The 19,292-nt window shown below is 54.6% G+C and carries 18 protein-coding genes; 13 read left to right on the forward strand and 5 right to left on the reverse strand.

The window, feature by feature from the left end:
* Positions 1 to 113: 113 nt before the first annotated feature.
* From folC to hisP, 9 genes are all read left to right on the forward strand, one after another.
* Entirely contained in the window at positions 114 to 1,382 is a 1,269-nt protein-coding gene (gene folC / locus SB719_RS00400; protein ID WP_304235269.1) for a bifunctional tetrahydrofolate synthase/dihydrofolate synthase, read from the forward strand.
* Positions 1,372 to 2,133, forward strand: coding sequence for a cell division protein DedD (dedD, locus tag SB719_RS00405; RefSeq protein WP_065648820.1), 762 nt, complete (start codon positions 1,372 to 1,374; stop codon positions 2,131 to 2,133). The genes folC and dedD overlap by 11 nt, the downstream gene beginning before the upstream one ends.
* A 249-nt stretch (positions 2,134 to 2,382) precedes the next feature.
* Entirely contained in the window at positions 2,383 to 2,868 is a 486-nt protein-coding gene (gene cvpA, locus SB719_RS00410) for a colicin V production protein (protein ID WP_039379104.1), read from the forward strand.
* A 36-nt stretch (positions 2,869 to 2,904) separates the two neighbouring features.
* On the forward strand, positions 2,905 to 4,422 hold the full coding sequence (gene purF / locus SB719_RS00415; protein ID WP_065648821.1) for an amidophosphoribosyltransferase: 1,518 nt from the start codon (positions 2,905 to 2,907) through the stop codon (positions 4,420 to 4,422).
* 136 nt (positions 4,423 to 4,558) lie between these two features.
* Positions 4,559 to 5,128: a UbiX family flavin prenyltransferase gene (locus tag SB719_RS00420; RefSeq protein ID WP_065648822.1), complete on the forward strand. Its 570-nt coding sequence runs from the start codon at positions 4,559 to 4,561 to the stop codon at positions 5,126 to 5,128.
* A gap of 274 nt (positions 5,129 to 5,402) precedes the next feature.
* Positions 5,403 to 6,185, forward strand: a complete 783-nt coding sequence (argT, locus tag SB719_RS00425; protein WP_065648823.1) for a lysine/arginine/ornithine ABC transporter substrate-binding protein ArgT — start codon at positions 5,403 to 5,405, stop codon at positions 6,183 to 6,185.
* 196 nt (positions 6,186 to 6,381) lie between these two features.
* The gene (locus SB719_RS00430) at positions 6,382 to 7,068 is read left to right on the forward strand and encodes a histidine ABC transporter permease HisQ (RefSeq protein ID WP_065648824.1); all 687 of its coding nucleotides are present in this window, start codon (positions 6,382 to 6,384) and stop codon (positions 7,066 to 7,068) included.
* A complete protein-coding gene (locus SB719_RS00435) occupies positions 7,065 to 7,781 on the forward strand; it encodes an ABC transporter permease (protein WP_065648825.1) in 717 nt (238 codons plus the stop codon). Before SB719_RS00430 ends, SB719_RS00435 begins: the two co-directional genes overlap by 4 nt.
* Before the next feature lie 8 nt (positions 7,782 to 7,789).
* Positions 7,790 to 8,563 (forward strand): histidine ABC transporter ATP-binding protein HisP, encoded by a 774-nt coding sequence (gene hisP / locus SB719_RS00440; protein ID WP_039379092.1) that lies wholly within the window; start codon positions 7,790 to 7,792, stop codon positions 8,561 to 8,563.
* Between the two features lie 34 nt (positions 8,564 to 8,597).
* Here the strand turns inward: hisP and SB719_RS00445 are convergent, their stop codons facing one another.
* Positions 8,598 to 9,494 (reverse strand): TIGR01777 family oxidoreductase, encoded by an 897-nt coding sequence (locus SB719_RS00445; protein WP_065648826.1) that lies wholly within the window; start codon positions 9,492 to 9,494, stop codon positions 8,598 to 8,600.
* Between the two features lie 326 nt (positions 9,495 to 9,820).
* On the opposite strand from SB719_RS00445, the gene yfcD reads away from it, so the two are divergent.
* Positions 9,821 to 10,366: an NUDIX hydrolase YfcD gene (yfcD, locus tag SB719_RS00450; RefSeq protein ID WP_039379079.1), complete on the forward strand. Its 546-nt coding sequence runs from the start codon at positions 9,821 to 9,823 to the stop codon at positions 10,364 to 10,366.
* 78 nt (positions 10,367 to 10,444) lie between these two features.
* Here yfcD and pta read toward each other — a convergent pair whose 3' ends face one another.
* Both pta and ackA read right to left on the reverse strand, forming a co-directional pair.
* Positions 10,445 to 12,589, reverse strand: a complete 2,145-nt coding sequence (gene pta, locus SB719_RS00455) for a phosphate acetyltransferase (RefSeq protein WP_292976226.1) — start codon at positions 12,587 to 12,589, stop codon at positions 10,445 to 10,447.
* Between the two features lie 71 nt (positions 12,590 to 12,660).
* Positions 12,661 to 13,863: an acetate kinase gene (gene ackA, locus SB719_RS00460; RefSeq protein WP_065648828.1), complete on the reverse strand. Its 1,203-nt coding sequence runs from the start codon at positions 13,861 to 13,863 to the stop codon at positions 12,661 to 12,663.
* 339 nt (positions 13,864 to 14,202) lie between these two features.
* Here ackA and yfbV point away from each other — a divergent pair, with 339 nt between their 5' ends.
* Positions 14,203 to 14,655 carry a terminus macrodomain insulation protein YfbV gene (gene yfbV, locus SB719_RS00465; RefSeq protein ID WP_065648829.1) on the forward strand — a complete coding sequence of 151 codons (453 nt, stop codon included), beginning with the start codon at positions 14,203 to 14,205 and terminating at the stop codon, positions 14,653 to 14,655.
* A 28-nt stretch (positions 14,656 to 14,683) separates the two neighbouring features.
* The gene (locus tag SB719_RS00470; protein WP_293006563.1) at positions 14,684 to 15,343 is read left to right on the forward strand and encodes a sugar phosphatase; all 660 of its coding nucleotides are present in this window, start codon (positions 14,684 to 14,686) and stop codon (positions 15,341 to 15,343) included.
* A gap of 15 nt (positions 15,344 to 15,358) precedes the next feature.
* Here SB719_RS00470 and yfbR read toward each other — a convergent pair whose 3' ends face one another.
* Together yfbR and SB719_RS00480 are read right to left on the reverse strand one after the other, a co-directional pair.
* Entirely contained in the window at positions 15,359 to 15,958 is a 600-nt protein-coding gene (gene yfbR / locus SB719_RS00475; protein ID WP_065648830.1) for a 5'-deoxynucleotidase, read from the reverse strand.
* Between the two features lie 120 nt (positions 15,959 to 16,078).
* Complete coding sequence (locus SB719_RS00480) at positions 16,079 to 17,296, reverse strand: pyridoxal phosphate-dependent aminotransferase (protein ID WP_065648831.1); 1,218 nt, start codon at positions 17,294 to 17,296, stop codon at positions 16,079 to 16,081.
* A 961-nt stretch (positions 17,297 to 18,257) separates the two neighbouring features.
* Between SB719_RS00480 and lrhA the strand changes: the two genes are divergently transcribed.
* Complete coding sequence (gene lrhA / locus SB719_RS00485; protein WP_039379035.1) at positions 18,258 to 19,181, forward strand: transcriptional regulator LrhA; 924 nt, start codon at positions 18,258 to 18,260, stop codon at positions 19,179 to 19,181.
* Positions 19,182 to 19,292: the final 111 nt, after the last annotated feature.

Here is a 19,292-nt window from a genome sequence, read left to right on the forward strand (position 1 = left end):
TTCAGTGAGCAGCTGTGCCGGTGCCTGCCTGTTGATAGCCATCAGCCGCGCGCAGGCCTCTCTTTCCGCCGCTGCGCTGAACGATGAGCTGTACCACGCAACAGACGGGACTCATGAACACGCATCAGCCTCCTCAGGGCACGTCGCCGCTGGCCACGTGGCTTCACTATCTTGAGCATCTTCACTCACAGGCGATTGAACTGGGTCTGGATCGTATTCAGCGCGTTGCCGCGCAGCTTGACCTGCTGAAACCTGCTCCCTTTATCTTCACCGTTGCCGGAACCAACGGCAAAGGCACCACCTGCCGCATGCTGGAAACGCTGCTGATGGCAGCAGGCTACCGCACAGGCGTTTACAGTTCGCCCCATCTGGTGCGCTACACCGAGCGCGTGCGCGTACAGGGCGCGGAGCTGCCAGAGGCGCAGCACAGCGCCAGCTTTGCTGAAATCGAAGCGGGGCGCGGTGATACCTCGCTGACCTATTTTGAATTTGGCACGCTCTCTGCGCTTAACCTGTTCCGCCAGGCGAACCTTGACGTGGTGATCCTCGAAGTCGGACTGGGTGGCCGTCTTGATGCCACCAACATTGTTGATACTGATGTCGCAGTGATCACCAGTATCGCACTCGATCACACAGACTGGCTTGGCCCCGACCGCGAGAGTATCGGGCGGGAAAAAGCAGGTATTTTCCGCGCCGGCAAACCTGCCATAGTAGGCGAAGCGGAGATGCCGGCAACCATCGCCGCCGTTGCCGCAGAAACCGGTGCCGTGCTGCACCAGATCAATCGCGACTGGCAGTGGCAGCGCTCTGATGATAGCTGGATGCTGCAGGATGCGCAGGGTGAACTGCGCGATCTGCCGCTGCCGCAGGTGCCGCTGCCGAACGCGGCCACGGCGCTGGCTGCGTTACGGGCGTCAGGTCTGGATGTCTCTGATGCCATCATCCGTACGCATCTGCCGCAGGCAATGCTGGCGGGCCGCTTTCAGACCGTCAGCCACGCGCCGCAGGTGATTCTGGATGTGGCGCACAATCCGCACGCGGCCGCCTGGCTGGCGTCGCGCCTGGCGGCACTGCCCGCAGGCAAAAGCATTCATGCGGTAGCGGGTATGCTGCACGACAAAGATATCGCCGGTACGCTCGCAGCGCTGGCACCGCAGGTGACGCACTGGTATTGCGCGCCGCTGGCAGGCCCGCGTGGCGCATCGGCGGAAGAGCTGCTTGCACATCTGGAGCACGGTACGGCGTATGCCAGCGTCGATGCGGCGTGGCAGGCAGCGCGTGCGCAGGCCAGCCGGGAGGATGTGATTCTGGTGTGTGGTTCGTTTCACACCGTAGCACAGGTTATGGAATTGATGGCAGCGGAGAACGGCAGTGGCGAGTAAGTTTCAAAATCGGTTAGTGGGCACGGTGATCCTGGTGGCGATTGGCGTCATTGTGCTGCCAGGCCTGCTGGACGGTAAGAAAAAGCATTACAAAGAAGAGTTTGCAGCGATTCCGCTGGTGCCGAAGCCTGACGATCAGCAGGATAGTGAAATGGTGCCGCCGGTTACGCAGCCGCTGCCGTCGCAGCCGCCGGAAGGTGCCGGTGCCGCACAGCAGTCAGCGGCCAGCCAGGCAGCACAAAATCCGGCCGTCAGCGGCAGCGCGCAGCCGGTGCAGAACAGCCAGCCGAGCGTCGTGACGCCACCGGCGGTGCATCAGCAGACGCCGCCCCGAACCCAGCAAAAACCCGCTGAACAGACGAAGCCTAAAACGGTGGAGCAGAGCAGGCCGAAGCCGGTGGAACAACCGAAGCCGAAGCCGGTGGAGACGCCGAAACCTGCAGAGCAGCCAAAAGCAGCGGAGCAGAGCAAGCCGGCAGAAACGCAGAAGCCAGCCAGCGCGCCAGCGGGGCAGGCGTATGTGGTGCAGCTTGGCGCACTGAAAAATGCGGCGAAAGTCGATGAGATTGTGGCGAAGCTGCGGCTCTCTGGCTATCGCGCCTTTACCGTGCCGTCATCACCGGTGCAGGGTCAGATTACCCGTATTTATGTCGGTCCTGACGCGTCCAAAGCGAAACTGCAGAGTTCGCTGAGCGAACTTCAGAGCGTTTCCGGTCTGGGCGGGGTGGTTAAACCCTATAGCGTGCACTGACAGGCTGATAAGCTACGCCGATAGCAGTAACAGGCGTGGCTTATTGCATTTAAAGTGGCAGGAAAAGTAGTAAATTAACTGTTAAATCAGTCAATTAAATATTGTTATTAGTCGCGGGCGAAGAAATTATTTTTCCTCGCCCTTTTTCATCACTGTGAACGGGAAAAGGCTACGCAAACGTTTTCTTTTTCTGTTAGAATGCGCCCCGAACTGGATGCAGGGGTGCGAAGCACTGTACTGGAAGCGTTCATGATCTGGATTGATTACGTCATTATTGCGGTAGTTGGTTTTTCGGCTCTGGTCAGCCTGATTCGCGGGTTTGTCCGGGAAGCCTTATCTCTTGTTACCTGGGGATGCGCGTTTTTTGTCGCCAGTCATTACTACGCCTACCTGGCAGTCTGGTTTACAGGTTTTAACGACGAACTGGTTCGCAACGGCATCGCAATTGCGGTGTTGTTCGTTGCCACCCTGATTGTGGGTGCCATCGTGAACTATGTGATCGGCTCGCTGGTTGAGAAAACCGGCTTGTCGGGAACCGACAGGGTGTTGGGGGTCTGTTTCGGGGCGTTGCGTGGCGTGCTGATTGTTTCCGCCATTCTTTTCTTCCTTGATACATTCACCGGCTTTTCGAAAAGCCCGGACTGGCAACAGTCTCAGCTCATTCCCCAGTTCAGTTATATCATCAGGTGGTTTTTTGATTACCTGAAAAGCACGTCCAGTTTTTTACCCCGGTGACACCATCGGGAGTGCGGCTAATGAGGAAATGACAATATGTGCGGTATTGTTGGTATCACCGGTTTTATGCCAGTAAACCAGTCGATCTATGACGCGTTAACGGTGCTGCAGCACCGCGGACAGGATGCCGCCGGCATTTGTACTATCGATGCGCTGAACTGCTTCCGTCTGCGCAAAGCAAATGGCCTGGTCAGCGACGTGTTTGAAGCGCGCCACATGCAGCGTTTGCAGGGCAATATCGGTATCGGCCACGTGCGTTACCCTACCGCTGGCAGCTCCAGCGCCTCTGAAGCGCAGCCGTTTTACGTTAACTCCCCTTACGGTATTACGCTGGCGCATAACGGCAATCTCACCAATGCGCACGAGCTGCGTAAACAGCTGTTTGAGACCGGACGCCGTCACGTTAACACCACCTCCGATTCAGAGATCCTGCTCAACATCTTTGCGCAGGAGCTGGATCGTTTTCAGCACTACCCACTGGATGCTGAGACCATTTTTGCAGCGGTAGCGGCAGTGCATCAGCAGGTGCGTGGCGCTTACGCCGTAGTGGCGATGATTATCGGACACGGCATGGTGGCGTTTCGCGATCCCAACGGTATTCGCCCGCTGGTGCTCGGCAAGCGCGCTATGCAGGATGGCCGCACGGAGTATATGGTTGCCTCAGAGAGTGTGGCGCTGGATACGCTGGGATTTGAGTTCATTCGTGACGTTGCGCCAGGTGAAGCGGTGTATATCACCGAGCAGGGCCAGCTTTCGACCCGCCAGTGCGCTGAGGATCCGAAAAGCAATCCCTGCCTGTTTGAATACGTCTATTTTGCCCGCCCGGACTCTTTCCTGGATAAGATTTCCGTCTATAGCGCGCGGGTGCGCATGGGCACCAAGCTCGGTGAAAAAATTGCCCGTGAGTGGGAAGATCTCGATATCGACGTAGTCATTCCAATTCCGGAAACCTCGACCGATACCGCGCTGGAAATTGCGCGCATTCTGAATAAGCCTTATCGGCAGGGGTTTGTGAAAAACCGCTATGTGGGCCGCACCTTTATTATGCCGGGCCAGCATCTGCGCCGCAGCGCCGTTCGCCGTAAACTCAACGCCAACCGTGCCGAGTTCCGCGATAAAAATGTGCTGCTGGTGGATGACTCTATCGTACGCGGTACGACCTCTGAACAGATTATTGAGATGGCGCGCGAGGCGGGAGCTAAGCGGGTTTACCTTGCATCGGCCGCACCGGAGATCCGTTTTCCGAACGTCTATGGTATCGATATGCCCAGCGCCACTGAGCTGATTGCACACGGCCGTGAAGTGGAAGAGATCCGTCAGCTGATCAAGGCTGACGCGCTGATCTTCCAGGATCTGAACGATCTGATTGAGGCGGTACGCGAAGAGAATCCGGACATTGAACAGTTTGAGTGCTCTGTGTTCAACGGCGTCTATGTCACGAAGGATGTGGATCAGCAATACCTGGAATATCTGCAGTCACTGCGCAACGACGATGCCAAAGCACTGCAGCGGCAGAATGAAGTGGAAGGGCTGGAGATACATAACGAAGGCTGATTGGGCTTTTATCCGGCAGACAGACGGGGCAGGCGCAAGCCTGCCCCGTCTGTTTTGCGCTTTTTCACCGTGCGCCAGCGCATTTTTGCCTGGGGCAGGCTATCATTGCCGCTTCTGAACAGAGTAAGGCAGAGTTATGAAACGTCTCATCATTGGTCTTTCCGGCGCCAGCGGCGCGATCTACGGCGTGCGGCTGCTGCAGGTGCTGCAATCGGTGCCCGAAGTGGAAACCCATCTGGTGATGAGCCCGGCTGCGCGCCAGACGCTGGCGCTGGAAACCGACTACAGCGTGCGGGATGTACAGGCGCTTGCCAGCGTGGTGCATGACGTGCGGGATATCGGGGCAAGTATCTCTTCCGGCTCGTTTAAAACGCTGGGTATGGTGATCCTGCCGTGCTCAATGAAAACCCTCTCTGGCATTGTACACAGCTACAGTGACAGTCTGCTGACGCGCGCCGCGGATGTCGTGCTGAAAGAGCAGCGTCGTCTGGTGCTGTGCGTACGCGAAACGCCGCTGCACGTCGGGCATCTGCGTATGATGACCACGGCGGCTGAACTGGGTGCGATGATAATGCCGCCGGTGCCGGCGTTTTATCACCGGCCGCAGCGCATTGAGGATTTGGTTGACCAGACGGTGAATCGCGTCGTGGATCAGTTTGATATTACGCTGCCGGAAGATCTGTTTATGCGCTGGAATGGCGCATAAACGTGGAGCGCTGCACAATGGATGTGCAAATTCGCGGTGTCGATCACTCTTCGTGCATAATCTGCACTAAAAGTTAGCAAACTCGCTTTTTCTTCCGCATCCCGCTGTTATATTCCCTTCATAACGAATTGTCTGCGTCCCGTTACGACGCGCTCGTTAGCGCACCTGCATGCTGCATCGCCAGCTTTGAGACCTGGCATGAAAACTGCAATCTATTCAGCGCAAAACACACATCACACCACATAACAATAAGCACGTCACTTGAGGGTAAACTATGAAAAAGCGAGTTCTGGCTCTCTCCCTGCTGCTGGCAATGACCGGCACCGCCAGCGTTTTTGCCGCCGTACCGCAGTCGCTGCGCATCGGGACCGATCCCACTTACCCGCCGTTTGAGTCAAAAAATGCCCAGGGCCAGCTGGTAGGTTTTGATATCGACCTTGCCAATGAGATTTGCAAGCGTATCCAGACCAAATGTACCTATGTGGAAAGTGATTTCGATGCGCTCATCCCGTCGCTGAAAGCGAAAAAAATTGATGCCATTATCTCGTCGCTCTCAATCACCGAAAAGCGTCAGGAAGAGATTGGCTTCTCGGAAAAACTTTATGCAGCGAATGCCCGCCTGGTGGCGGCAAAAGGCTCTCCGCTGCAGCCAACGATTGACTCCCTGAAAGGCAAAAATATCGGTCTGCTGCAGGGTACCACGCAGGAAACCTACGCTAATCAATACTGGCGGCCAAAGGGCGTTACCGTGACACCGTATGCGAATCAGGATCTGGTTTATCAGGATCTGAACGCCGGTCGCATTGACGCCGCATTCCAGGATGAAGTGCAGGCGAGCGAAGGCTTCCTGAAGCAGCCGGTAGGCAAAAATTACGCCTTTGCCGGCCCGGCGGTTAAAGATGACAAAATTTTTGGTGTAGGCACCGGCATGGGGCTGCGCAAAGATGACAGCGATCTCAAAGCCGCCATCGACAAGGCGTTCAATGAGATGCGCAAAGATGGTACCTACGACAAAATTGCGAAAAAATATTTTGATTTCAACGTCTACGGTGACTGATTGACCTGTTTCCTGATACTGCGGGCAGAGTGACAGGAACCGGGGCCATAACTATTCACTCCGGGCGCTTACTTATGTAAACTCCCGGGGTTCATACGCTTGCCGCTATCCTTCCGTGATTCATATCCCTGGTCAGGACTGTCCGCTATTTACCGGGCAGCGTGTGTTATTTTCCTCTCACGACAGGATCGAAATCATGTTGTATGGCTATTCTGAAGTCATTCTCAAAGGCACGCTGGTGACGCTGGAGCTGGCACTGAGCGCCGTGCTGCTGGCGGTTATCCTTGGCCTGCTCGGGGCGGGTGCCAAACTGTCACGCAGCCGGCCGCTGGCAATCATCGCGGAAGGGTACACTACCCTGATCCGTGGCGTGCCGGATCTGGTGCTGATGCTGCTGATCTTTTACGGGCTGCAGATTGCGCTCAACGCGGTAACTGACGCGCTGGGCCTGACGCAGTTTGATATCGACCCGATGGTGGCCGGTATTATCACGCTCGGTTTTATCTATGGCGCATACTTTACTGAAACCTTTCGCGGCGCGTTTCTGGCGGTGCCAAAGGGACAGATTGAAGCGGCCACCGCATTTGGTTTTACCGGCTCCCAGACGTTCCGGCGCATTCTGTTTCCGGCCATGATGCGTTTCGCGCTGCCCGGTATCGGAAACAACTGGCAGGTGATCCTCAAGGCGACCGCACTGGTGTCACTGCTGGGTCTGGAGGATGTGGTTAAAGCGACGCAGCTGGCGGGCAAGAGTACCTGGCAGCCGTTCTATTTCGCCATTGTGGCAGGGGTGATCTATCTGGTGTTTACCACGCTGTCCAATGGCGTGCTGTGGTGGCTTGAGCGCCGCTACTCGGTCGGGGTAAAAAGGGCAGAATTATGATTGAAATTATTCAGGAGTACTGGAAACAACTGCTCTGGACCGATGGTTATCGCTTCACCGGTGTGGCCATCACGCTGTGGCTTCTTATCCTTTCTGTGGTCATCGGCGGCTGCCTGGCCGTGATCCTGGCCATCGCCCGCGTCTCGCCCAACCGGTTTATCTCAACACCGGTCTGGCTGTTTACCTATGTGTTTCGCGGCACGCCGCTCTATGTACAGCTGCTGGTGTTCTATTCCGGTATGTATACGCTGGAAGTGGTAAAAGGTTCTGAGCTGCTGAATGCGTTTTTCCGCAGCGGGCTGAACTGTACGCTGCTGGCGTTTACGCTGAATACCTGTGCTTACACCACTGAAATTTTTGCGGGCGCTATCCGCGCCGTGCCACACGGTGAAATTGAAGCCGCGCGCGCCTATGGTTTTTCGACCGTAAAGCTTTACCGCTGCATTATTCTGCCGTCAGCGCTGCGCACCGCGCTGCCCGCATACAGCAATGAAGTGATCCTGATGCTGCACTCTACCGCGCTGGCGTTTACCGCGACCGTGCCGGATTTGCTGAAAATCGCGCGCGATATCAACTCGGCCACTTATCAGCCGTTTACCGCGTTTGGGCTCGCTGCCGTGCTCTATCTGATTATCTCTTATGTGCTGATTAGCCTGTTCCGCCTTGCGGAGCGCCGCTTTCTGGCACATGTGAAACCCTCTTCGTCGCACTGAGTATCACTATGGCTGAAAATAAATTACAGGTTGCCGAACTGCACAAGCGTTACGGTGAACACGAAGTTCTGAAAGGCGTATCACTGCGGGCCAATGCCGGCGATGTGATCAGCATTATTGGCTCATCCGGCTCCGGGAAAAGTACCTTTTTACGCTGTATTAACTTCCTCGAAAAACCGAGCGAAGGTGCTATAGCCGTTAATAATGAACAGATTGCGCTGGTGCGTGATACCGACGGCCAGCTGAAAGTGGCGAATAAAGAGCAGCTGCGCTCGCTGCGCACGCGCCTCACCATGGTGTTTCAGCACTTCAATCTCTGGAGCCATATGACGGTGCTGGATAACGTGACTGAAGCGCCCATTCAGGTGCTGGGTCTGAGCAAGGCGGAAGCGCGCGAACGGGCGATCAAGTATCTGGATAAAGTCGGGATTGATGCGCGCGCGCGGGCAAAGTATCCGGTACACCTCTCTGGCGGCCAGCAGCAGCGCGTCTCGATTGCCCGCGCGCTGGCAATGGAACCGGAAGTGCTGCTGTTTGATGAACCGACTTCAGCGCTCGACCCCGAGCTGGTAGGCGAAGTCCTGCGTATTATGCAGAAGCTGGCAGAAGAGGGGAAAACCATGGTGGTGGTCACGCATGAGATGGAGTTTGCCCGCCACGTTTCGAACCATGTGATTTTTCTGCATCAGGGAAAAATTGAGGAAGAGGGGACGCCTGATGAGCTGTTTGGCAATCCAAAGAGTCCGCGTCTGCAGCAGTTCCTGAAAGGCTCACTGAAATAGCCTGAAGCGGCGGGAGCGCAGGCTCCCGCATTAATCAGCCCGCGACATCCTGCAGCGCCTGCTGTAAATCGTACCAGCGAAAGGTAAAACCTGACGCCTCCAGCCGTTTAGGCAGCACATGCTGTCCGCCCAGCACCAGCACCGCCGACTCCCCCATCATCAGCTTAATCGCGGCCGCCGGCGTACGCATAAAGGCGGGCCGGTGCATTACCTGCCCCAGCGTGGCGGCAAACTGTTCGTTACGTACCGGATAGGGAGCAACCATATTAAACGGACCGCGCAGTGCCTGATGGTCCATCAGCCAGATAATGGCATCAATCATGTCATCGATGTGGATCCACGGCAGATACTGCTTGCCGCTGCCAATCGGCCCGCCCACGCCAAGGCGGAAGGGCAGCTTCATCTTCTCCAGCGCGCCGCCCTGACGCGCCAGCACCACGCCGGTGCGCAGCAGGCAGACCCGGGTCTGATCGCTCTCTGCGTTGAGCGCCAGCTGCTCCCAGCGCGCGCACAGCGTATGGGTAAACTCATCCTGGCCGGGATCCTCTTCGGTCACGATGACCTCGCCGCTGTCGCCATAAAAACCCGTGGCGGAACCGGAGATGAGAAACGCAGGAGGCGTACTGCTGGCATGAATCAGTGAAACCAGCTGTTCGGTGATTTGCCAGCGGCTTTCGCACAGCTGCTGCTTCTGACTGGCGCTCCAGCGCTTGTCGGCGATGGGTTCGCCAGCCAGATTAATCACGCCTTCTATGCCATTAAGGTCGGACTGCTGATTAAGCCCTGACCAGAGCCTGACGCGCTCATCCAGGTGTTCCCGCGCTGCGGCCACATCACGCGTCACCACATTCACCTGATGCCCGAGCTGCAGCAGCCGCGGGATCAGGTGACGGCCAATTAATCCGGTGCCGCCGGTAATCAGTAATTGCATCGTGAGCCTCCCTGTAAATGATTATCTGCTCAGCATTGAGCATAGAAGAGAAGCGGAGAGTGAGTGTGACAGCGCCTGCAGCGTAATGGAAAAAGTGGTATTGCGGCTGCCGGCGAGGCAAAGATCCGACCAGCAGATTATTGCCTTAAGATGAAAAAGTCGGTAAAGATGTGGCACCCCTGTTGCTCATGCTGAGGCTGCCGGAGTCGGGCAAAGCACGCTAAGCGCTTGCGACAGTGATAAGAACGCTTTACCTTACGCGCATTCTGATAAAGCAATAAAAAACGACGCGTGCCGCGCACGCTGAAACGTTAAAAGGGTTACGGATGGTGGATCAAACGGCAGACGACGCTATTGAGTGGGTCGATATCGTCAGCGAAGAGAACGAAGTGATTGCGCAGGCCAGCCGGGCACAGATGCGGGCACAGTGTCTGCGCCATCGCGCCACCTATATCGTGGTACATGATGGTATGGGCAAGATCCTGGTACAGCGTCGCACAGAGACTAAAGATTTCATGCCGGGCATGCTGGATGCCACCGCGGGCGGCGTCGTCCAGAGCGGAGAAGAGATGCTCGAATCTGCACGACGCGAAGCGGAAGAGGAGCTGGGGATCGCGGCGGTGCCGTTTGCTGAACACGGTAAGTTCTACTTTGAAGATCAGCACTGTCGCGTCTGGGGCGGGCTGTTCAGCTGTGTTTCCCACGGGCCGTTTGCGATGCAGGAGAGCGAAGTCGATGAGATTTTCTGGATGACGCCGGAAGAGATCACCGCGCGCTGCGACGAGTTCACCGACGATTCACTGAAAGCGCTGTCGCTGTGGCTGAGCCGCAACAGTGATGCAGCACGCAGCAAGCAAAACAGCGAAAGCTGACGGCTCCATCTGCGACAGGCGAAAAAAAGCATGCGCCAGGCGCATGCTTTTTTTATACCTGAGCAGGGAAGGAGGAGATTACCCTTCCGCCTGCTGCGACTGAATCGCCGTCAGGGCGATGGTATACACGATATCATCCACCAGCGCACCGCGTGACAGGTCATTGACCGGTTTACGCATGCCCTGCAGCATCGGGCCGATAGAGATCAGATCGGCAGAGCGCTGCACTGCTTTGTACGTAGTGTTACCGGTATTGAGATCCGGGAAAATAAACACCGTGGCGCGTCCGGCAACCGCCGAATTGGGCGCTTTAGACCTGGCGACATCTTCCATAATGGCCGCGTCATATTGCAGCGGACCATCGATGACCAGATCGGGGCGCTTTTCCTGCGCAATACGGGTGGCTTCACGTACTTTTTCGACATCGCTGCCCGCACCGGAGTTGCCGGTTGAGTAAGAGATCATCGCTACGCGCGGATCGATACCAAAGGCGCTGGCGGAATCTGCAGACTGAATGGCGATTTCGGCCAGCTGTTCCGGGTTCGGATCCGGGTTGATGGCGCAGTCGCCATAAACCAGTACCTGTTCCGGCAGCAGCATAAAGAACACGGATGAAACCAGCGAGCTGCCGGGCGCGGTTTTGATCAGCTGCAGCGGCGGACGAATAGTATTGGCCGTGGTATGCACCGCACCGGAGACCAGACCGTCCACTTCTCCGCTCTCCAGCATCATGGTGCCCAGCACCACATTGTCTTCCAGCTGCTCTTCCGCTACGACTTCCGTCATGCCTTTGCTTTTACGCAGCTCAACCAGGCGCGGCACATAGTTTCCGCGCACCACTTCCGGATCGACAATTTCAATGCCGGTGCCCAGCTCTACGCCCTGAGCTGCAGCCACGCGCTGGATCTCATCCGGATTTCCCAGCAGTACGCAGGTGGCGATGCCGCGTTCGGCACAGATTGCCGCGGCTTTGACTGTGCGCGGTTCATCTCCTTCCGGCAGTACAATACGTTTGCCCGCTTTGCGTGCAAGTTCGGTGAGCTGATAGCGGAAAGCAGGAGGCGACAGGCGACGACTGCGCTCGGAAGTGGCGGTCAGCGACTCAACCCAGTCGGCGTTGATAAAGCCGGCAACATACTCCTGCACTTTTTCAATACGCTGCGTATCATCAGCGGGTACTTCCAGGTTGAAGCTCTGCAGGCTCAGCGAAGTTTGCCAGGTGTTGGTTTTCACCATAAATACCGGCAGGCCAGTCTGAAAAGCGCGTTCACACAGGCGGGCAATAGGCGCTTCAATCTGATAGCCACCGGTCAGCAGAATGGCACCAATTTCAATCCCGTTCATCGCCGCCAGACAGGCGGCAACCAGCACATCAGGGCGATCGGCTGAGGTTACCAGGAGCGAGCCAGGACGGAAATGCTCCAGCATGTGCGGGATGCTGCGTGCGCAGAAGGTCACGGATTTAACGCGACGCGTCTCGATTTCACCTTCGTTGATGATATCCGCATTGAGGTGGCGACACATATCAATGGCGCGTGTGGCGATCAGGTCAAAGCTCCACGGCACACAGCCCAGTACCGGCAACGGGCTGTTAGCAAACAGCTGTTTCGGGTCGATGTTGGCTACGCTGGCTTTAGAGGAGTCATCAAAAATCTCTGACAGATCGGGACGGGTACGACCCTGCTCATCAACCGGAGCATTCAGCTTGTTGATGATAACGCCTGTGATGTTTTTGTTTTTACTGCCGCCAAAGCTGCTCTGGCTTAGCTCAATACGCTCTTTTAACTGAGCCGGCGAGTCATTGCCCAGCGCCATCACAAAAACAATCTCTGCGTTCAGCGTTTTGGCGATCTCGTAGTTGAGCGCCGAAGCGAACTGATGCTTACGTGTCGGCACCAGACCTTCGACCAGCACCACCTCTGCTTCTCTGGCCGTGGCGTGGTAGTTGGCAATGATCTCTTCCATCAGTACATCCTGCTGGTTTGAACCCAGCAGTGACTCAACGCGTGACATCTGCAGCGGTTCAGCGGCAGGAATAGCGGAGTTCTTACGAATAATGGTGGTCGTCTGGTCCGGTCTGTCACCACCGGCGCGCGGCTGAGCAATGGGCTTGAAAACACTCAGGCGCACGCCTTTGCGTTCCATTGCGCGGATCACGCCAAGGCTGACGCTGGTCAGGCCGACGCTGGTGCCGGTGGGGATAAGCATAATTGTACGTGACACGTTAAAAACCTCGCGGTGTTACAGGGTGTCAAAATCGCTCCGTCAGCCTGAGCTGACGGAGAAGAAAGGGATCAGGCCGTCAGACGCGCGGCATCCTGCGCAATCACCAGCTCTTCATTAGTCGGGATGACGAGTGCAGGGCGGGTGCCGTCTTTATTAATAAAGCCGGATTTGCCAAAGCGGGCAGCCAGATTGCGCTCGTGATCAAGGTCAAAGCCCAGCAGGCCCAGTTTGCCCAGGGCCAGTTCGCGTACCAGAGCAGCATTTTCGCCAATACCGCCGGTAAAGATGACTGCATCCAGGCGACCATCCATTAGCGCCGTATAGCTGCCGATATATTTGGCCAGGCGATGGCAGAAAACATCCATCGCACGCTTTGCATCATCTTTAGTCGCATAGTTATCTTCAACGTAGCGGCAGTCGCTGGTTACTTCCGTCAGACCCAGCAGCCCTGACTCTTTGGTCAGCAGCTTGTTGATCGCATCAACGCTCATACCCAGTGCATCGTGCAGGAAGAAAACAATGGCCGGATCGATGTCACCGCTGCGGGTGCCCATGACTAAACCTTCAAGTGGCGTCAGGCCCATAGAAGTATCAACACACTGGCCGTTGCGAATAGCCGAAACAGAGCCGCCATTGCCAAGATGGCAGGTAATGATATTCAGCTCGCTGACTGGCTTGTTCAGCAGTTTTGCCGCTTCCTGCGTAACATAGTAGTGGCTGGTGCCGTGAGCACCGTAGCGGCGTACGCCATGTTCGCGATAGAGATGATAAGGCAGCGCATAGAGATAAGACTCTTCAGGCATTGTCTGATGGAAAGCCGTATCGAAAACCGCCACATTCTTATCTGAGAGATGCGGGAAGTTTTTCATCGCTTCATCAATGCCGATCAGATGGGCCGGATTATGCAGCGGGGCAAATGACGAGGCATCTTTAATCCCCTGAATCACCGCTTCGTCGATAATGACGGACCGGGTCAGTCGCTCACCACCATGTACGATACGGTGACCGATTGCAGCGATTTGTGCCGAAAGCTCTGGTTTTTGTGCCAGAATAGAGTTAACGATGAAGTTCAGTGCCTCGCTGTGGGCTGCGCCCGCACCCAGTGGGGCTTCCTGCTTACTGCCTTCCAGCTTCCATTTAATACGTGCTTCCGGCAGGTGGAAACATTCAGCCAGCCCCGACAGGTACTCATCGCCGGTAGCTGGATTGAGGATAGCAAATTTGAGAGAAGAACTGCCGCAGTTCAGAACCAGTACTAACTTCGTCGACATGGAAGTACCTATTTGTTAAATAGTGGCTAAAAATAACGCAATCAGACTAACAGCGTAGCCCATGAAAGCGGGGCGATTAATGATTAACATCATGCGCCAGCTAAAAAGAAAACGACACGCAAAAAAATTTCGTTAATTTTACGCGATTTTTTGAAAGCGCTGTAGCAATACCTGGCTCTGGCTGTGCTTTAATCAGGCGGCAGCTTCCGGTAATGTTACTGAAAACGGCGTCAGAATACCCACTGTCACCTGCAAAAACAAAATGTTTTGAAGGATGTCACGTAAAGTTGTGTAGTTATAAATTTTTTTTAAATAATGCAGTATTAGTTGAGGTGCATAATGGCGAATGACGCAGGCAATCCGGGCTGGTTCGGCTTATTCCAGCGCGGGCAACACTACATGAAAACCTGGCCTGCGGATAAACGTCTGGCACCCGTGTTTCCGGAAAACCGGGTCGTTACGGCGACCCGGTTTGCCATCCGTTTTATGCCGCCGCTGGCCATATTTACCCTGACGTGGCAGATTGCATTAGGCGGGCAGCTGGGGCCGGCAATTGCTACTGCCCTGTTTGCCTGCAGCCTGCCGATGCAGGGACTATGGTGGCTGGGCAAACGAGCCGGTACACCGCTACCGCCTGCGCTGCTGCAGTGGTTCAATGAAGTCCGCAGCAAACTGGAAGAGGCGGGGCAGGCGATTGCACCGGTAGAGGGAAAACCCACTTATCAGGCGCTGGCAGATGTGCTGAAACGTGCGTTCAGACAGCTCGATCGCACTTTTCTGGATGACCTTTAATGTTGTAAAACCGGACAAGGAGCAGCAGGTGAATTTCAAAGGATTTCTGTTTGACCTGGATGGCACGCTGGTGGATTCGCTGCCGGCAGTGAATCGCTGCTGGACGCAGTGGGGCGAACGCCATGCAATCGGCGCTGATGCGGTACTGAATTACATTCACGGCAAACCCGCTATCGACTCTCTGCGTCATTTTATGCAGGGAGAGAGTGAGGCAGCCATTCAGGCAGAATTTCACTGGCTGGAACAACAGGAAGCCACTGATACGCAGGGTGTACAGGAGATAGCCGGCGCCCGTGCGCTGCTGATGCAGCTCAATGAGCAGAATATCCCCTGGGCGATTGTTACTTCCGGTTCTGTGCCGGTTGCACATGCCCGGCATCGCGCTGCTGGACTCCCCCTGCCAGCCGTGTTTATAACAGCCAATGACATCCGGCACGGTAAGCCCGATCCGGAGCCCTATTTGCTGGGCGCAGAGCGTCTGGGCCTGCACCCGTCTGAATGTGTGGTGGTGGAGGATGCGCCCGCAGGTATTGCAGCAGGCCTTGCCGCGGGCAGTGCAGTCATTGCTGTTAATCCGGCGGCGGACACGCCCGGTCTGAGCCAGGTGCTGTTTAATGTACCTGACCTGCGTACGTTAAACATTACGCAGAACGGTACCGGAACTTTTACGCTGAGCCTGCGCGCCTGAACCCTGCCCGCTCGCTCAGAGCGGGGTGTCCTGTGAAATCTCATCCAGTGACAGGTTAAAACTCGGAACGAACACCTCCATAAAATAGTCCATTTCCGGTGAGCGCCGTTCGGTCAGGGTTTTCTCCAGCCGCGTCTTAGCCAGTGAAAATTCATGGTTACCCGCGGAAAGCTCTTCAAGGCATTTCAGGTAGGCGCAGAGCGCGTCTGCCTGCTTAACCACAGCCTGTTCAGCAGCACTATAGTGGTGTTCATCGATCAGTGGACGGTACGCTTCCTGCAGTTCCGGCGGCAGCATCTCAATCAGCTTTTGCTGCGCGATCTTCTCAATTTTTTTGTATTCATGCGCAATTTGCGCGTTGTAATACTTTACCGGCGTCGGCAGATCGCCGGTCAGCACTTCACTGGCATCATGGTAGAGCGCCAGCATCGCAATACGATCGGGATTGAGTTCACCCGCAAATTTCAGATTTTTGATCACGGCCAGCGCATGCGCCACCATAGCGACCTGCAGGCTATGTTCAGAGACGTTTTCCGTGCGCACGTTGCGCATCAGCGGCCAGCGATTGATGAGTTTCAGGCGGGAGAGGTGAGCGAAAAAGTGGCTTTGAGTCATTACAGCATCCTGTCAGCACAACGGGGAGGAAACCCCTCCCCGGAATGCATACAGTATATACCTGACTGCAGCCAGGTAAATGACAGGTTAATGGCCTGACAGGCTGCAGCAGACGATGACTTACTGCCGATAGCCCTGCAGAAAACGGCCAAATTTGCCGATCGCCATTTCCAGATCGTCTACCCGGGGTAGTGTGACAATACGCACGTGATCCGGATGAGGCCAGTTGAACGCAGAACCCTGTACCAGCAGTACTTTTTCCTGCAGCAGGAAGTCGAGTACCATTTTCTGATCGTCATAAATATTAAATTTCTTCGGATCAATACGCGGGAACATGTAAAGCGCGCCCTGCGGTTTAACGCAGCTTACGCCAGGAATGTCGTTAATCAACTCCCAGGCACGCTGACGTTGCTCGTAGAGCCGCCCGCCAGGAGCGATAAACTCACTGATACTCTGGTAGCCTCCCAGCGCTGTCTGAATCGCATGCTGAGCGGGCACGTTGGCACACAGGCGCATAGAGGCAAGCATTTCCAGGCCTTCAATATAGCCTTTTGCGTGTTTTTTCGGCCCGTTTAATACCATCCATCCCTGACGGAAACCGGCTACGCGATAGGTCTTGGATAAACCGTTAAAGGTTACCGTCAGTAGATCGGGGGCCAGCGCCGCGATCGAATGATGTTGGGCATCGTCATAGAGGATCTTGTCGTAAATTTCGTCAGCAAAGATGATCAGGTTATGCTGACGCGCAATTTCCACAACCTCCATGAGCAGCTCTTTACTGTAAACCGCGCCGGTGGGGTTATTGGGGTTAATAATCACAATGCCGCGCGTGCGCGGTGTGATTTTGCTGCGGATATCATCCAGATCCGGAAACCAGCCCGCCGACTCATCGCAGCGATAATGTACTGCTTTACCACTGGAGAGCGAAACGGCTGCCGTCCACAGCGGATAATCCGGTGCCGGCACCAGCATTTCATCGCCGCTATTGAGCAGCGCCTGCATCGCCTGCACGATCAGCTCTGATACGCCATTACCGATATAGATATCTTCAACGGTAACATCGCGCATATCACGCGCCTGATAGTGCTGCATGATGGCTTTACGAGCAGAGTAGAGCCCCTTTGAATCGCAGTAGCCCTGCGCGCCCGGCAGGTTACGTATAACGTCGACCAGAATTTCATCGGGTGCTTCAAAACCAAATGGCGCAGGGTTACCAATATTAAGTTTGAGAACCTTATTGCCTTCTTCTTCGAGTCGCTTTGCTTCTTTTAGTACCGGTCCGCGAATGTCGTAACAGACATTTTCCAGCTTACCGGATTTATCAATTTGGAAATTCATCGTTGCCGCCTTTTCGGGCAGAGTCCTTTAACCCGCCACCCAGTTAAAACCAGCCCAATTTACTCTTCTCGTGATAACAAAAGAAGGGCGGCAGCGGCTTTTGGCGTGATTGAGACAGATTCACGGCCAGAGTAGTTTAATTAAGGCGGTATATCGATTAGATTGGTTTTTATGACTGCTTGTGCTTTATTTAAAAGACTATTATGTCGGAAGATGGCAATGTGGTTTGCTTCTGGCAGCGGCGCTATCGGCAAATCTGTCATAAGAACAATGAAGGATGCTTTCTATGCTAATGATTAGCTGCGCAATGAAACAGTTAAGCGTATCTTGCTAAATGATGATGTTTTATTCAATAGGTGTTAACCCATGCATGGCGCAGCGGCAATATCTGCATTCTTATGCGAAGACTTAGCATAGAAATTGCGCAGGTAATCGTGGTTGCGAGTGCAACACTGGCGGGTAAAGAGCGTTTTTTATATAACTTTTTTGCTCCAAATAAGTTTACAAACCAGATGGTCAAAATTTGACCCTGGTGTTGCCGGAGGGGTTAAAAGGGCTTATTGAGCAAAAAATATGATGTTTTGCACGAAAACATTTCCATTTAAAGCGTAAAAATGATTAAGTATAATTTATTATTCGAAGCACTTTACCGCTTCGTATCGACATAACAATGTGTTATCTCTTTTTTTGCTCTGCAACCTTTTATGCAGGCAACCAGGCAACTACACAGCTTCCAGCACCGGTACGACTCTTGTCTTTGGCCCTGAAGTTGTTCTGTCTCTGATGACGCCGCCTCTCTGTTAACAGAGAACGTACGCTCGTCATTACCCGCCTGAACTCGGTTTCAGGACAATCTCTTATGGAGGTTGTCAGTAAGTACCATTGTCACTTATCTCTTTGATTTTGTGGCAATACACCAGGGTAGTAGTTCTAAAAATCTTATAAAGTGAAGAAAAAAATCATGACTAATGCAAATCGTCCGATACTGAATCTCGACCTCGATCTGCTGCGTACATTTGTTGCTGTTGCTGACCTGAATACGTTTGCGGCGGCGGCGGCAGCTGTGTGCAGAACCCAGTCAGCGGTAAGCCAGCAGATGCAACGTCTGGAGCAACTGGTCGGTAAAGAGCTGTTTGCCCGACATGGACGTAACAAACTTCTGACGGAGCACGGTATTCAGCTACTTGGCTATGCCAGGAAAATTCTGCGTTTTAACGATGAAGCCTGCACCTCACTGATGTACAGCAATATTCAGGGTGTATTGACTATCGGTGCCTCTGATGACACATCAGATACCATTCTGCCTTTCCTGCTGAACCGGGTAACGTCAGTCTATCCAAAGCTCGCTATTGATGTACGCGTCAAACGTAACCCGTTTATGATGGAAATGCTGAACCAGGGCGAAGTTGATCTGGTTGTGACAACGTCCAGCCCGGGTAACTTTACGCATCAGGTGCTGCGTACTTCTCCAACGCTCTGGTACTGTGCTGCTGATTATATTTTCCAGCGCGGCGAAGCGATTCCTCTGGTATTGCTGGATGAACCAAGCCCGTATCGCGATATGGCTATAGATCATCTGAATGAAGCCGGCATTCCATGGCGTATCTCTTATGTGGCTTCAACACTGGCAGCAGTGCGCGCGGCCGTTAAAGCAGGTCTGGGCGTGACGGCTCGTCCGGTTGAAATGATGAGCCCTGAACTGCGCGTAATGGGAGCAGCAGAGGGGTTACCTGTGTTGCCTGATACGCAATATCTGCTGTGTCGTAATGCTGACAGCGACAATGAGCTGGCACTGGCCATTTTTAATGCCATGCAATCGACTAACGATCCTTACAATCTCAGCGCAAATCCGGATAGCTCACTGCTGCTGGATGATGAAGAGTAAGCCGTAGCGACACTGCAGTAATACGCGCGTTACGCGCTGTATAATTGCTATAAAAAAGCCTTAGTCGGCGTAACTGCGACTAAGGCTTTTTTTTTTGCCTGTTATCCGGGG

Source organism: Pantoea sp. SIMBA_079, assembly GCF_046940275.1.
Classification (GTDB): Bacteria; Pseudomonadota; Gammaproteobacteria; order Enterobacterales; family Enterobacteriaceae; genus Pantoea; species Pantoea borealis.